15 protein-coding genes are annotated in these 13912 nt (G+C 44.7%); 6 read left to right on the forward strand and 9 right to left on the reverse strand.

The window, feature by feature from the left end; genetic code table 11:
• Nucleotides 1-17 precede the first annotated feature (17 nt).
• Together VGD82_RS11050 and gloB are read right to left on the reverse strand one after the other, a co-directional pair.
• Entirely contained in the window at nucleotides 18-1784 is a 1767-nt protein-coding gene (locus VGD82_RS11050) for a LysM peptidoglycan-binding domain-containing protein (RefSeq protein WP_331020435.1), read from the reverse strand.
• Nucleotides 1785-1890: 106 nt separating this feature from the next.
• Nucleotides 1891-2679, reverse strand: coding sequence for a hydroxyacylglutathione hydrolase (gene gloB / locus VGD82_RS11055; protein ID WP_331020436.1), 789 nt, complete (start codon nucleotides 2677-2679; stop codon nucleotides 1891-1893).
• Between the two features lie 66 nt (nucleotides 2680-2745).
• On the opposite strand from gloB, the gene VGD82_RS11060 reads away from it, so the two are divergent.
• Nucleotides 2746-3534, forward strand: coding sequence for a class I SAM-dependent methyltransferase (locus VGD82_RS11060; RefSeq protein ID WP_331020437.1), 789 nt, complete (start codon nucleotides 2746-2748; stop codon nucleotides 3532-3534).
• Nucleotides 3535-3589: 55 nt separating this feature from the next.
• Here the strand turns inward: VGD82_RS11060 and VGD82_RS11065 are convergent, their stop codons facing one another.
• From VGD82_RS11065 to VGD82_RS11075, 3 genes are all read right to left on the reverse strand, one after another.
• On the reverse strand, nucleotides 3590-4606 hold the full coding sequence (locus VGD82_RS11065) for a GTP-binding protein (protein ID WP_331020438.1): 1017 nt from the start codon (nucleotides 4604-4606) through the stop codon (nucleotides 3590-3592).
• Between the two features lie 68 nt (nucleotides 4607-4674).
• Complete coding sequence (locus VGD82_RS11070; protein ID WP_331020439.1) at nucleotides 4675-5136, reverse strand: Fur family transcriptional regulator; 462 nt, start codon at nucleotides 5134-5136, stop codon at nucleotides 4675-4677.
• Nucleotides 5137-5163: 27 nt separating this feature from the next.
• A complete protein-coding gene (locus VGD82_RS11075; protein WP_331020440.1) occupies nucleotides 5164-6750 on the reverse strand; it encodes a protein adenylyltransferase SelO in 1587 nt (528 codons plus the stop codon).
• A 106-nt stretch (nucleotides 6751-6856) separates the two neighbouring features.
• Here VGD82_RS11075 and VGD82_RS11080 point away from each other — a divergent pair, with 106 nt between their 5' ends.
• From VGD82_RS11080 to VGD82_RS11100, 5 genes are read left to right on the forward strand one after another with little or no spacing between them, the layout of a single operon-like run.
• On the forward strand, nucleotides 6857-8764 hold the full coding sequence (locus VGD82_RS11080) for a ribonuclease catalytic domain-containing protein (protein WP_331020441.1): 1908 nt from the start codon (nucleotides 6857-6859) through the stop codon (nucleotides 8762-8764).
• The gene (locus tag VGD82_RS11085; protein ID WP_331020442.1) at nucleotides 8765-9571 is read left to right on the forward strand and encodes a polyamine aminopropyltransferase; all 807 of its coding nucleotides are present in this window, start codon (nucleotides 8765-8767) and stop codon (nucleotides 9569-9571) included.
• 3 nt (nucleotides 9572-9574) lie between these two features.
• On the forward strand, nucleotides 9575-10822 hold the full coding sequence (locus tag VGD82_RS11090) for a THUMP domain-containing class I SAM-dependent RNA methyltransferase (RefSeq protein WP_331020443.1): 1248 nt from the start codon (nucleotides 9575-9577) through the stop codon (nucleotides 10820-10822).
• A 9-nt stretch (nucleotides 10823-10831) separates the two neighbouring features.
• Nucleotides 10832-11185: a nucleotide pyrophosphohydrolase gene (locus tag VGD82_RS11095; RefSeq protein ID WP_331020444.1), complete on the forward strand. Its 354-nt coding sequence runs from the start codon at nucleotides 10832-10834 to the stop codon at nucleotides 11183-11185.
• Nucleotides 11186-11224: 39 nt separating this feature from the next.
• Nucleotides 11225-11725 (forward strand): YbaK/EbsC family protein, encoded by a 501-nt coding sequence (locus tag VGD82_RS11100; RefSeq protein ID WP_331020445.1) that lies wholly within the window; start codon nucleotides 11225-11227, stop codon nucleotides 11723-11725.
• Between the two features lie 2 nt (nucleotides 11726-11727).
• Here the strand turns inward: VGD82_RS11100 and VGD82_RS11105 are convergent, their stop codons facing one another.
• From VGD82_RS11105 to tpx, 4 genes are all read right to left on the reverse strand, one after another.
• Nucleotides 11728-12189 carry a signal peptide prediction gene (locus VGD82_RS11105; protein WP_331020446.1) on the reverse strand — a complete coding sequence of 154 codons (462 nt, stop codon included), beginning with the start codon at nucleotides 12187-12189 and terminating at the stop codon, nucleotides 11728-11730.
• Nucleotides 12190-12220: 31 nt separating this feature from the next.
• Entirely contained in the window at nucleotides 12221-12736 is a 516-nt protein-coding gene (locus VGD82_RS11110; RefSeq protein ID WP_331020447.1) for a hypothetical protein, read from the reverse strand.
• Nucleotides 12737-12810: 74 nt separating this feature from the next.
• Nucleotides 12811-13146 (reverse strand): hypothetical protein, encoded by a 336-nt coding sequence (locus VGD82_RS11115; RefSeq protein ID WP_331020448.1) that lies wholly within the window; start codon nucleotides 13144-13146, stop codon nucleotides 12811-12813.
• A gap of 141 nt (nucleotides 13147-13287) precedes the next feature.
• Nucleotides 13288-13788, reverse strand: a complete 501-nt coding sequence (tpx, locus tag VGD82_RS11120) for a thiol peroxidase (RefSeq protein WP_015832237.1) — start codon at nucleotides 13786-13788, stop codon at nucleotides 13288-13290.
• Nucleotides 13789-13912 lie beyond the last annotated feature (124 nt).

A 13912-nucleotide genomic window follows, 5' to 3' on the forward strand; every position in this document is an offset into this window, starting at 1 on the left:
TATTAAACGTTATGCTGTTATTGGATGATCAGCTTGGCGCCAGGGGTGATGTGGCTAGATGACTTTTTGTTCCAACGTTTAAGGTCTGCCACTGCCACATCAAATTTATCAGCAATGCTGTGTAATGTGTCACCACGTTTAACGATGTAAGTTTGTTTCTTGTCTATGATTTTACTTTTGCTTGCAGACTTATTAGCGCTGGCATTATCTTTGGCGTCAGTAACATCAATGTTCAATACTTGTCCGGTTTTTAGTTTACCGTTGCGTAATGCATTAGCTGCCAATATTTGTTTAACGCTCACGCCGTAGTATTTAGCAATCGATTGCATCACTTCACCTTTTTTCACCTTGTGAGTGATGGTTTGTTTTTGTGGTGCTTCTTTTTCTACTTCTTGGTCTTCAATTACAGTCAGTGGTGCATCGTCATTAGCGTCAGATTTAGGCACCAATATGGTGGTGCTTTTTTTCATTTTAGCTTGTGCGGATAAATCATTGACATCCCTGAGCTGAGCTAGATTCATACCAAACTTGTTGGCGATTTTATCCATGCTTTCGCCGCGTTTTGCCTGATAAGTTTGCCAGTTAACTAAAGGCTTTTCGTAGTTGGCCAGGTTGGTTCTAAAAGTCTGTGCTGCCATAATTGGCAGTAATAGTTCCAGGTTTTCACGGTCGCTATTAATCAGTGGGCGGTCATAGCTCGGGTTGAGCGCAAGAAACTCTTCATGGTTAATTTCTGCAAGCTTGGCGACTAAATGCGTGTCGATGCGGGCTGGCGCGCTTACTTTGGCAAAGTAGGGGGTGTTAGCAATTGTTGGTATCTTAAGCCCGTAATTACTTGGGTCTGTCATCAAGTTCTTTACGGCCTGTAGCTTAGGCACATAGTTTTTGGTTTCATCTGATAGGTTCAGGCTTTCGTAATCTGTAGGCAGGCCGAGTTTACGGTTGCGTTCGATGGCTCGCCCAACAGTGCCTTCACCTGCATTATAGGCAGCGAGTGCTAAGTCCCAAGCGCCAAACATGGCGTGTAGTTTTTGCAGATAAGTAAGCGCTGCGTCGGTCGCCATGGTGATGTTGCGTCTGTTATCCACCCACCAGTTTTGCTTTAAACCGAAATGCTTGCCTGTAGATGGAATAAACTGCCATATGCCTGAAGCACTGCTTTTTGAATAAGCTTTAGGGTTGTATGCACTCTCAATCATTGGCAATAGTGCAATTTCGGTAGGCATACCACGCTTTTCCACTTCTTCAACGATATGGAATAAGTAGCGTTGGCTACGCTCTACCATGCGTTGTACGTAGTCTGGGCGTGAGCTGTACCACTCCTCATGTTTAGTGGTGAGCGCAGATGTTGAGTCTGGCATGGCATAGCCATTTTTAATGCGTTGCCACAGGTCATCGTGTTGCGGTGATGTTGTGTCTGTTGTTGCTGTGCTGGTATCGCCACTAAGACTGGTTTTATTGTCTTTGATGTTTAGTTCAAAACTATCTGCCAGACGGCCACCGCGTGAAGGTTTTTGGCTTTGCAACTCTTTGCCGGTTTCGGGTTTTGTGCCCAAATCTCGCATGGCTGGTTTAAACGTGTCGTCTGAGAAAATAATAATCTCATCACCAGCGACGTTGGAAATTGTATTTGATTCTGCCTGCGATGCACTGCTAAACATCATGCCCGCAGAAGCTAAACTGATAAATAGTGTAGCGTGAAGCGTGCGCACGGAGCTAATAAGAGTTGGGATGGCAGGAGTTTGGATAGATCGACCAATGCGTAAGAAAAATTGAGTACCCATAAAAACGCTCTTGTTCATCATAATGCAACATAGTAACGAACGTGCGTTCGTAAAGTCAAGTTAAAATCACCGTAAATTACTTTATAAAAATTGTCTATCTTCATGATTAATATGAGTTTCTAAGCGCTCTCATTGCGCTGAATGTTTGTAAGATTTCTGCTTTTTCAGTATTTAAAGATGCTTGAATTTCAGGCATATGGCAGCGTAAAAAAGGATTAGTTTCCAGCTCTAATGCAAGGGTGGAAGGTAAAGTTGGCTGGCCTGATGTGCGCAACATCTTTGCATCCTGCTGGCGCTTAACTAGCGACATATTGCTAGGCTCTAAACTGAGAGCAAAGTTAATGTTGTGCAGCGTGTATTCATGTGTGCAGTAAACTTGTGTGCTCGACGGTAGTGCTGCCAGTTTTTGCAACGATGTCATCATTTGCGCAGGCGTGCCTTCAAACAACCTGCCGCAGCCTGCACCAAACATAGTGTCACCGCAAAATAGCCATTGCTGTGCCTGATGCTCAATATAGTAAGCGATATGACCAAGTGTATGCCCCGGTACATCAATCACCTTTGCACTGCTAATCCAATCACCCAAATACAGTTGGTCAGTTTCACTTACCGGCTTGTGTGCAAATGTGTACTGCTCTAATTTTGGGGCGAAAACTTCTGCATCAGGATATGTTCTTAGTAGTAAATCTACCCCACCTATATGGTCTTGATGGTGGTGGGTAATTAAGATGGTTTGTAAATCTAAACCAAGCTGTTTTAAGGTGTTAATGACAGGTGTTGCATCTCCGGGGTCTACCACAATCGCTTTGCGATTGTTATGTATAAGCCACAGATAATTATCGCTAAAAGCCGGAATTGGAATAATTTGTAATGGATGTTGTATATCGTCTATCATCTGCTTAAGTATATTACTTTACTAAAATATAGTTTGTTTTAATTCCATTAAAGTGACATCAACGCTATGAGCCAGCAACTAAATACATCTGCACCGCTGCATCCAGAGCATCAATGGCTAAATTCAGCGCTTGGTCGTTACTTGCAACAGGAAGAGCAGGTGCTGTATGACCAGGCGGTGGTCGATTTATTTGGGTTTAACGCACTGCAAATTGGCTGCTTGCAAATGGATTTGCTACGCAGTTCACGCATCGCCAACCGATACAGATCTACAGAGTATATTAACGCTGCCGAGTTCCCACATTTATATTGCTGCGATGACTTTCTACCTATCGCAGATGCGAGTTTAGATTTATTAATCTTACCGCATAGGCTTGAGTTTAGTGAGCGCCCCCACCAAACGCTGCGTGAAGCAGAGCGCGTGATGATGCCGGAAGGGCATTTGTTGATATCAGGTTTTAATCCACTCAGTTTGTGGGGCATGGCGTTGTTCTTGAGAAACTTACTGCACAATAATGATGCGGCTGCGAAAAGTTTCCCGTGGAATGGCAGCTTTATTGGCTTGGGCCGATTGAAAGACTGGTTGGCCTTGCTAGGGTTTGAGGTGGTTTCAGTGCAAATGTGCTGCCATACGCCGCCTTGCGAGCAAGATTCTTGGCATCGCCGCTTTGGCTTTATGGATAAGCTGGGGGCAAAATGGCTATCGGCAATTGGTGGCGTATATTTTATTGTGGCAAAAAAACGCGTAGTAGGCATGACGCCACTCAAGCCTAGCTGGAAAACAGTGCCAGTAAAACCAAATTTGGTAGTACGCCCTACACAACGTAAACCTAGCCAGCGTGGTCATGTAGAGTGATTTAGGCGTTGCAACGCCGTAGTGCGTTTAAGCCCTGGCTTGAGTTGCCGATTGGCTACATTTGCATCAATGCTTTTCTCACTTCTGCCTCATCAATATCTTTACCAATAATGACAATGCGTGACATTGCATCTTCTTCATCCCAACCCTCTAGCAATGTGGGTGGGTAAGGAGTGAAGTGCACGGCATGAATCGCGAGCGGTGCAGGCTGGTCTTCTGCGTGAATAATGCCTTTTAAGCGTAATAGTTTGGCGCCATGAGTTTGGCACAGCTTCAAAATTACAGGCTTTAAATCGCGCCAGTTAAGTGGTTTTGGCATGGTGACAGTAAAGCTGGTGATGCCGTCCTGATGTGGTTTTTGTGGCAAGGTACCTTTAGGTGCACTGGTTTTGCTTGGGTTGCGTAACCAGCGTTGTGGCGTTGCAGTTTTACCTGCGGGGTCAAATAAGCCAACATCAATGATGTGATCCGGGTTTATATCTCCGTGCTGAATCAAATGTTGATTGGCGCCCGGGTTAATTTCCGCCAGTTTCTCCTGTAGTGCCTGTATCTGTGACGATTCTGCGATATCGGTTTTAGTTAGTAACAGAACATCGGCTACAGCAGCCTGTTTGAGGGCTTCTACGTTATTTTCTAACTGACTTAAACCATAAACGCTATCAATAGTTACGACAACTGCATCTAACCTGAAGGTTGACTCAATCACTGGCTCATTCATCAAATTGCCTAAAATTGGACCCGGATCAGCCATGCCGGTGGTTTCAATCACTAAGCGGTTAAATTGCGGGATTGCCTGTAATGCGCGCTTGAAGAATAAATCGCGCATAGTGTCTGCCAGCTCGTTTTTTAAAGTGCAGCAAACGCAACCAGAATTTAATAATACCGTGTTGTCCGCAATATGCTCACTATCTACCTGCGTGGCCAAAATATGGTCTAAGCCTGTTTCGCCAAGTTCGTTGATGATAACGGCTGAATCGTGCATTTTAGGGTCACTTAGCAGTTTGTTGAGTAAAGTGGTTTTACCTGAGCCTAGAAAGCCTGTGAGCAGTGTAACGGGGATGCGTTTGTCCATATTGAGATTTATCTTAAATGTTGAATTTGCTTATATTGCATTTATTTGGGTATTGCTAAAGTTGAATGTCAGCGTGTTTGCGTATTGCACTGCTGACACAAGCCTTTGATATTAATATCAATCGATTCAACATGGTACAGCTCCAATACTTGTTTTGGAAACTGTGGTTTTACTTCATGTATGCAGGTGACTTCACCACAGGAGGTGCAGTGTAAGTGAGCATGCTGGTGTGCGTTTGGTAGTAGCTGCTTTTTGTCAGCACTAGCTTCGCTACGTTTGTAAGTATTGTGTGAAAACTGAAATTTCCATGCACGGTTTTCACCTGAAATTTTATGAATCAGATGATGTTCTGTTAACCAATCTAGCACTCGATAAATAGTTACGCGGTCAAACTCTTTTTGGCTGGCCATTTGCTCTAAAATTTCAGAATGGCTCAGTGCTGTGCGCGCGCTAGTAAGTGCAGTAAGTACAGCAAGGCGTGCTTTGGTTGACCGTAAGCCGGCATCGGTAAAGATTTGTTGTGTGCTCATGAGTAACTGTGCTGAATTAGGTGCGCATTATGAACTACAGGAGAGCATGGAACAACCCGCTTTGTGCCTTGCCCAATCCGGACGTTTTTGTTCAAATCTTTCCATGCCTGCTTGTTCTGTATAGGGGTTGCGCAGCAATTTTAGCAGCGCTTCAATCATGCTGGTGTCGCCTTGTTCTGCTAAATCAATTGCTTCTTGTGCTAGGTAATTTCGCAACACATAACGCGGGTTGTGGCTAGCCATGCGCGCGTGTCTTGCCACAGTTGATTCCGTGCTTTGCGCCATACGCTTGGCATATTGCGCTAACCAATCGTTAAAGTCTGCTTCAAAGTTGGTGTAACCTTGCTCGGTGTAGAACGCAATTTTTAAATCTGCAATATTGGGTGCGGCTAAGTTGATATGCGGCAAGTTAGTGAAAAATAAGGTCATATCCACTTCCGCACGAGTCATTAGCTCAAAACAGCGGTTAATCAGTTCACCATCGCTATCTTGCCAATTATCGAGACCGAACTTACCCACTAAAGCGTCTATCAGGCTTTGGGTATAAACAGCCTCATACTGGTCTAGCGCATGATTCAAACCTACGGCATCTGGCAAAATGGTCGAGAGTGCGTCGGCAAGACGCTCTAAATTCCATCGTCCAATATCATGCTGCCTGCCAAAGCAATAACGCTTGCCTTGTGCATCTGTGGTGTTTGGGGTCCAGCCCGGATCAAAGTTATCTATCCAGCCGTAAGGGCCGTAATCAATGGTGAGGCCGGTAATCGACATATTGTCTGTGTTCATTACACCGTGCACAAAGCCTACGCGCATCCAGTGAGCAATCATGCGCGCTGTGCGTTCGCATATTTCTGTAAACCAAGCTTCAATGAGTGCTGTAGAGGGTTCATCTTTGGTTAAGCTGTGCGTTTGTTGTTTTAACCAATCGCTAAAGTCGCGGTCTATCGTAAAGCTAATCATTTTTTTTAAAAGCGCATGGTTGCCACGGCTGGCTAAAAGCTCAAAATGCCCAAAGCGCGTAAACGATGGCGCTACACGGCAAACAATCGCGCCTTGTTCCATTTGCGGGTTACCGTCATAAAACATATCACGTACCACTTGGTCGCCGGTCTTTACCAAGCTTAATGCGCGGGTAGTCGGCACACCTAAGTAGTACATGGCTTCACTGCATAAAAATTCACGTAGTGAAGAGCGCAACACGGCTCGGCCATCGGCACGCCGGGAGTAGGGCGTTTCGCCAGCACCTTTGAGTTGTAGCTCAAAGCGTTGGTTTTTGTGTACCAGTTCGCCTAAATAAATTGCACGCCCATCACCTAATTGCCCAGCCCAGTTGCCAAATTGATGCCCACCATAACAAGTGGCGTACGGCTGCATGCCCTCTAGTAACTGGTTGCCGCCTAAAGCGCTCACCATGGCTGGGTCGTGCATGTCAGCATCAGACAGCCCTAGCATCTCGGCTACATCGCTGGAGTAAGCCATTAGAAATGGCGCTTTTACTGGAGTAGGCATGACGTTAGACCAGAGTGCATCTTTTACCTGACGCGTGTAGTTGGCGGTAACTGCATCACCCGGTAGTTCTCTGTAAAAGCGATTATCAAAATTAAGTGTTCTCATACCAGCATTTTAGATGGTTTGCCTTACTTAAAGTTACAATTTTTTGCAGTGAATCATAGGCTGGCTAATGTATCATTGCGGTTATATTGGAAATAGAAAAAACGGAATGAACGTATTTTACGAAGAAGACGGTAACTTTAAGGTTGCCAGCATAATGAGCGAGGCTGAAAGCTCGATGCAAGTTGAATCAATTAGCGGAAAACGTAGCAAAATCAAGGCAGCTAATGTCTTGCTGCGTTTTGAAGCGCCATTGTCTGGCTTTTTAGAAACCGCGCAAGCTGAGGCCGATAAACTTGAGCTTGATTTTCTGTGGGAGTGCTGCGGCGAGGCTGAGTTTAACTTTGAAGACTTTGCGCAAGAATATTACGGTAAAAAACCAACACATTTAGAGGCTGCTGCTATTGCTGTTCGCCTGCACAGCGCACCAGTTTATTTTAACCGCAAGGGTAAGGGCCGTTATAAAGCGGCGCCTGCGGATATTTTAAAAGCGGCATTAGCTGGGCTGGAGAAGAAGCGTTTATTAGCAGAAAAAATGGCTGGTTATGTGGAGCAGCTAAAAGCGCTGACGATGCCAGAAGAGTTAATGCAAAAGCGCGACATGCTGCTGTACGAGCCAGATAAAAACGCATTTGAATTTAAAGTGTTAGATACGGCTGCCGATGCTTTGCACTTGAGCCACCTTAAATTGTTGCATGCATGTGGTGCGATTCTTTCTGTGCATGATTATCACTTAGGTGCTTTCTTGCGCGAGTATTTTGCAAAAGGCGAGGCGTTTACCGATGAGCAATTATCGGCCTTGTCTGCGGGTATCAGCTTTGATTTACCGATGGCCGAAGCTGAGGCATTTAGTATCGACGATAGTACCACAACCGAGATTGATGATGCCTTCTCTATGCGCCAGCTTGACGATGGCGTAATGTGCGTTGGTATACATATTGCCGCGCCAGCACTGGGTATTGAAGTGGATAGCCCTTTAGACCTCGCTGCGATGCATCGTTTATCTACGGTATACATGCCTGGCCATAAAATCACCATGCTGCCGGAGTCGGCTATTCGTCCGTTTAGCTTAGATGAAGGGCAGATTAAACCGGTACTATCGATGTATCTGCATGTGAATCCTGACCTCACGATTGCACAGCGCCACAGTAAAGTGGAGTTGATTAAGGTGGCAGAAAACCTGCGACATGACGCGCTGGAGCCATACTTTAACGAAACTACGCTGGCGGAGGATAGTGGCCACCCGTATTGGTCTAAGTTGTTGTTTTTATTTAACCTGGCAGAATCTTTAGAAAAAGCGCGCGGCAAATACGACCCAACAAAACCGCCGCAGGTAGATTACAACTTTTACGTAAATGACGGCAAAGTGAGCATCGTAGGGCGCCATCGTGGTTCGCCTATGGATAAGTTAGTTGCCGAGTTGATGATTGAAGCTAATAGCCAATGGGGTGCGTTATTAGCTAGTCACCAAGTGCCGGGATTATACCGTGCGCAAATGGGCGGTAAAGTTTACATGACAACTAAAGCCGAGCCGCATCAGGGCTTGGGTGTTGCGCAATACTCTTGGAGCACATCGCCATTACGCCGCGCGGTTGATTTAATCAACCAGCGACAAATTATCAGCGTGGTACAAAATCAGCCACCGGTTTATCCGCAAAATAGTGATGCGCTCACCACACATATGCGTAACTTTGAGCTTACCTATAAAGCGTACAGCGAGTTTCAGATTCGTATGGAGCGTTATTGGTGCTTGCAGTATTTGATTCAAGAAGACATTCAAGAAGTACACGCCACGGTATGGCGCGAAAATTTGGTGCGCTTGGATAATCTACCTTACATGACCAAAGTCTATGGCCTGCCCGAATTAAAAGTGGGTACGCGTGTGAGTTTGCAAGTGCAAGAAGTGGATACACTTATGATGGAACTGCGGACTAAGTTCCTGCAAGTGTTAGAGAATGAAGCGGTTGTTACCGAAATACCTGCCGAGGATGAGGGAACTGAAGTGGAGGCGGCTTAAGTGTTTACTGCGGCAAAAAAAATGCTAAAAGGCTTTGCGCATGCAGCTTTGAGTGAAGCCGTCGATGTCAGTGAACTAAATGGAGTACGTGCGCTGCACTTAGGTTCTGCTACCGTACAAAGTGCCATGCGGATTAGAGAGCCGTTTGAGCTGGAGCTCACTTATACGCGTGCCATTATGTGTTTTTTGTTGTTTCACAGTAACGTTAGGCACATGCTGACGATAGGCTTGGGTGGCGGCTCAGTTGCTAAGTATGTTTATGCACACTGCCCAGAGATTAAGGGCACTGTCGTTGAAATTAACCCTAGAATCATCCAAGTGGCTAAAAATCAGTTCTTTGTGCCAGATAATGATGAAAAATTTGAGGTAATCGAGGGTGACGGCTTAGTTTATTTAGCTGAGCACACAGAAGTAGCTGACGTTTTATTTATTGATGCTTTTGATAGCAATGGCATTCCCCCGAACTTTTGTAGCCAAGACTTTTTTGATCAATGCGCGCAAACCCTAAAAGATGATGGCGTATTTGTGATTAACCTCTGGGGTAGTGATAAAAAGTTTGATGTGTATCTGGCTAGAATCGAGCAGAGCTTTAATCAGCGTGTGCTGATATTGCGCACTGGTAAGCCTGGCAATATTGCTGTATTTGGCTTTAAGCAAGGCATTGCAGATTTAAGGCTAAGTAGTCTGCGTGACCGTGCGAAGCTTTTAGAAAAGACACACAAAATTGAATTTATGCAGTTTGTAGAAAAACTGGCAGACAATAACAATAGTAGTAATAACCGAATATTTATGAAAAGCGATCGTTAATTTATGGCACTTGATAAAAATACCCCGCGTGACCAACGCAGCCCACGTGAACCGCAGGGTCAGCAAAATAGACCGGCGCAGCCAAACAGGCAAGCACCTAATCGCTACTTCGCTACCTGTCCACGTGGTTTAGAGCAACTGCTGGCGGATGAGCTTAAACAAGTTAGCGCAAAAGTGGTGAATGTGACCGATGGCGGTGTGAGCTTTGATGGCGATTGGTCCGTGTGCTATGCGGCTAACTTGCACTCGCGTATTGCTACCCGTATTTTGTGGCAGGTTGGTCGTGGTAAATACCTGAATGAGGAAGACTTATTCAATGCCGCCTACAAAATGAACTGGCCGCAATGGTTTGATGTAAAACATGACTTTATGGTTAAAGTAACAGGCGTTAAGTGCCCATTAAAGAGCCTGGAATTTGCAACACTAAAAATTAAAGACGCGGTTTGCGATAAATTCAGGTTAGCAGTAGGTAGTCGTCCTTACATTGATACTAAAACACCAAGTGTACGTATCCATGCTTACCTAACTACAGATGAGTATCAATATTATGTTGATACCTCAGGTGCAGCTCTATACCAGCGCGGCAACCGCGGCGCGAGTATTGAAGCGCCATTGCGTGAGAACCTAGCCGCAGGCATTTTAAAACTCACAGGCTGGCAAGCAGGGCAGCCATTGTTAGACCCAATGTGTGGCAGCGGTACATTCCTGCTAGAGGCGGCTATGGTGGCACTCGATATGGCGCCTGGCATTAAGCGTGAATTTGGTTTTGAAAAACTGAAAACGTTTGAATCAGACACTTGGAAAAAGATTAAAAACCAAGCCTTAAGCAAAGTTAAAAAAGTCAGCTTCCAAAAAATATACGGCTCGGATATGGATTTGCGCGCAGTACGCGTGACCAAGCAAAACCTGGAAGCTGCCGGTTTGTTAGAGGCGGTGCAAGTGTCGCATGTTGATATGTTAAACGTGATTCCACCAGCTGATCATGGCGTGTTAGTGGCTAACCCACCTTACGGCGTGCGTATTGGTGAAGATGAAGAACTCACCTTGCTCTACCCAAAAATGGGCGAAACGCTTAAACACAAATTTGCAGGCTGGAACACTTACTTCCTTACCAATGATTTACGCATGCCTAAGCTTATGCGTTTATCTCCAAGTAAAAAAACACCGCTGTTTAACGGCCCGCTAGAGTGCCGTTTATTTGAAATCAAAATGGTAGCAGGCTCTAACCGAAAAGATAAACCAGAGGCATAAGGAACCCACATGGCAGACTCATTAGATGCACTAAGAGCCCGCGTCAATGCATTTGTCACCGAGCGTGATTGGGCACAGTTTCACTCACCTAAAAACCTCGCCATGGCCATGATAGTAGAAGCGGGCGAGGTGGTAGAGCATTTTCAGTGGATGACAGAAGACGAAAGCCGCAATTTAAACGCCGAGACTAAAGAGCAAGTTGGGCAAGAGTTATCTGACACCTTGGTTTATTTGCTACGGATTGCCGAAGTGTGCGGTGTGGATCTAATTGAAGCCGCCAATAAAAAAATAGACCTGAACGCGCAAAAATACCCAGTAGAAAAATGCAAAGGCAGCAACGCTAAATACAGCGCGTATGAATAACTAGCATATTGATTGGCACTATTGTTTTAGGAGCAAAAGATGAGCAATGCAATTCAATCTCCGGTAACCCAGCTGCTTGAACAGCAAGTGGTTGCTTTTGATGTCATCGAAATCCCATTGAGTGAAGATAAAAAGCCAATACGCAGCCTAGAAGAACTGCTCAGTAGCAAAGGGTTAAACCCCAACGCTGTCGTGCGCAGTGTTGTGTTCAGAGGCGAGTCTGGTCAATTTGTATTACTGGCCGTGGCTGGCGGTGGCCGTGCTGATTGGGGCATACTACGCAAACACCTTAATGAGCGTAAATTGCGCATGGCAGTGTATGACGAAGTGCCAGAAGCAACCGGCTATGTGGTAGGCGCAGTGCCGCCGATTGCATTGCCAGAAACAGTGCGTGTCTTGGTAGATAAAAGCGTGCGCAATTATGAGACAGTAGTCATCGGGAGCGGGGTGTTGGGCTATGCACTTGCACTTAACACTCAGGCCTTATTGACCCTATTTGCAGGTGCAGATGAAGGCGATTTTGTTAAGGTTGAAGCTTAGGGTTAACTGGCTTCATTGGGTGCTTCACTTAATTGGCTAGCTTGCTGTTTCTGCTTAGCGTCCTCCGCGTAGGCCTGCCTTTCAAAGCAGTTATTCCAGTAACCATTACGGCCATTACATACTTCCCACAAGCTAGATAAAGCATAAGCCGGCAAAAAAAATACTCCCCATCGCTCGTATTGTCTAACATGTACATGCTCGTGCGCTCGCAGTGCGTTAAGCTCGTTGTGGCATGTACCTAAAATGACATGACCAACGGTTATCGCGCCAAAGCAAAATGGACGGGGGCGTGTTGCAAAAAAATTACCCACCGAGCCGCCATGAAATTCAGCTACTCCATCCATAAAGTGCACTCTGCCACCAAAAACAATTATTACCAGCCCAAGCCATATACCCAGCAATGTGTTGGGTGCAGCCCAGGCATATGCAATCAGTTTCAAAATTGCTTTTTGATTCGAGCTCATTAAGGGCTAGTGTTTGAATTAAGGAGTACGGTTAGGCATTTGGTCTAGTCGCACGATTAGCATAGTCCTTAGCTTGCTTTAGTTTTTCTTTGAAAATTGCGATGCATTGAATGGCTTGCTCATGAGAGGTTTCATACTGTTTCAAAGCTTCATAGCTTGTTGCTTTAGTTCGCATAATATCTGAATAGCTCATTTCACCATGCCAATTGATAAGGTTAGCGTAATCGCTTTCAAGAAGGGCTAGAGCTCTTTCAATTGAAGGTAGAAAACCTGTAAAAAGATTCGTATAGTTTTTCATTAGCTCTTTTACCGGTTGTGTCTCTATACCGAAGCTAGCCTGTAAGGCTCCAATTTCAATACGTGCATTATTTAGAATTGATTTGTTATCTGAAATTTGCCTCAATAGTTCTGCTTTTTCATTTTCAATTAGTTTCCTCTCTGTTGTTTTTTGCATTTCAATAGCAAAATCTAAGGATTTTTTAGCGATATAAAAACTTCCAAAACTAATTATTAGTGCGAATGTTGCAACAATGTCTGATGTATTCACGTGTTATTGCCTAACGTTTGAGTTCAAGGGAAGGCTTTATCTGGTCTTGCTTGAATAATGATGAGTTAGGGAGGCTACTTGTCATTTTTGTCCCAACGCCTACCAGGAATAACCCACCCATAACATATAGCCTCAAATAAAATACGTAGAGTTCGCAATAATGACCATTTAGGCAAAACGGCAAGCTCTTCTTTGCTTGGATTTATAAATTCTGATAATAACTCTCTTGAAAAGTCATAGTGCTCCGCTGGAACCATGAATGTTTGAGTGTTGTAATCCTTTATTTGCATACCCGGATAAAGCTTACTAAAGCTCCCACCGCGAATGAAAAATGGAACTTCATATGCTTCAAGCATTGCAGAAATAACAGCTGCTTCAGATTCAGTTATTGGTGTGTATACAGGAACCATAATTCACTAACATAAAATAGCCATCCTAATTTACATGAAACCTTTTCTCAAAGGATGTTTATTTTGATAAAGAGTTGTGAGAGGTATGAAAAAAGCCCAGCAAACTAATCTGCTGGGCTTTTTTATTCAAACCTTGCTCAATTATAAAACAGCTAAAGCTGCTTCGTAGTTAGGCTCGTCTGCAATTTCAGCTACTAATTCGCTGTGTAATACTTTGTTGTGTTCATCTAGCACTACAACTGCACGTGCTGTTAAGCCAGCTAGGCTGCTGTCTGTAATGAATACACCGTAATCTGTTGCAAATTTAGCAGTGTTGCGGAATGTAGATAGTGTTACTACATTTTCAATGCCTTCTGCGCCACAAAAGCGGCTTTGTGCGAAAGGTAGGTCTGCAGAGATGCATAACACTACTGTGTTAGCTACGCTGCTGGCCTTTTGGTTAAATGTGCGTACAGAAGTTGCGCAAGTCGGTGTGTCAATGCTTGGGAAAATGTTTAACACTTTGCGTTTGCCAGAGAATGCGTCGAGTGATTGTGTCACACGTTTTGCATCGGCTAGTTCAAAGTTTGGTGCTGTTTGGCCTACTTGTGGCAGATTGCCGCCTACGTTAACTGGGCCGCCTTTGAGGGTCACTGTTGCCATGCTTAATTCTCCTTTGTTATAAAGTGGCTAACTTTATCGTTTATAGTTAAACCAATCAACCATAAATTAATTGTGGGTTAGTAATGGGTTTGCTAACACTATAGCCCGTTTACACTCTGATTAA

This window comes from Methylotenera sp., assembly GCF_036401095.1.
In the GTDB taxonomy this organism is placed as follows: Bacteria; Pseudomonadota; Gammaproteobacteria; order Burkholderiales; family Methylophilaceae; genus Methylotenera.

What these genes read in the sequence shown, in the direction of transcription:
- VGD82_RS11115 (WP_331020448.1), bottom strand. Translation starts at nt 13,146, where the DNA reads ATGGTTCCTGTATACACACCAATAACTGAATCTGAAGCAGCTGTTATT.
- VGD82_RS11075 (WP_331020440.1), bottom strand. Translation starts at nt 6,750, where the DNA reads ATGAGAACACTTAATTTTGATAATCGCTTTTACAGAGAACTACCGGGT.
- VGD82_RS11070 (WP_331020439.1), bottom strand. Translation starts at nt 5,136, where the DNA reads ATGAGCACACAACAAATCTTTACCGATGCCGGCTTACGGTCAACCAAA.
- tpx (WP_015832237.1), bottom strand. Translation starts at nt 13,788, where the DNA reads ATGGCAACAGTGACCCTCAAAGGCGGCCCAGTTAACGTAGGCGGCAAT.
- VGD82_RS11060 (WP_331020437.1), top strand. Translation starts at nt 2,746, where the DNA reads ATGAGCCAGCAACTAAATACATCTGCACCGCTGCATCCAGAGCATCAA.
- gloB (WP_331020436.1), bottom strand. Translation starts at nt 2,679, where the DNA reads ATGATAGACGATATACAACATCCATTACAAATTATTCCAATTCCGGCT.
- VGD82_RS11105 (WP_331020446.1), bottom strand. Translation starts at nt 12,189, where the DNA reads ATGAGCTCGAATCAAAAAGCAATTTTGAAACTGATTGCATATGCCTGG.
- VGD82_RS11095 (WP_331020444.1), top strand. Translation starts at nt 10,832, where the DNA reads ATGGCAGACTCATTAGATGCACTAAGAGCCCGCGTCAATGCATTTGTC.
- VGD82_RS11080 (WP_331020441.1), top strand. Translation starts at nt 6,857, where the DNA reads ATGAACGTATTTTACGAAGAAGACGGTAACTTTAAGGTTGCCAGCATA.
- VGD82_RS11050 (WP_331020435.1), bottom strand. Translation starts at nt 1,784, where the DNA reads ATGGGTACTCAATTTTTCTTACGCATTGGTCGATCTATCCAAACTCCT.
- VGD82_RS11090 (WP_331020443.1), top strand. Translation starts at nt 9,575, where the DNA reads ATGGCACTTGATAAAAATACCCCGCGTGACCAACGCAGCCCACGTGAA.
- VGD82_RS11100 (WP_331020445.1), top strand. Translation starts at nt 11,225, where the DNA reads ATGAGCAATGCAATTCAATCTCCGGTAACCCAGCTGCTTGAACAGCAA.
- VGD82_RS11065 (WP_331020438.1), bottom strand. Translation starts at nt 4,606, where the DNA reads ATGGACAAACGCATCCCCGTTACACTGCTCACAGGCTTTCTAGGCTCA.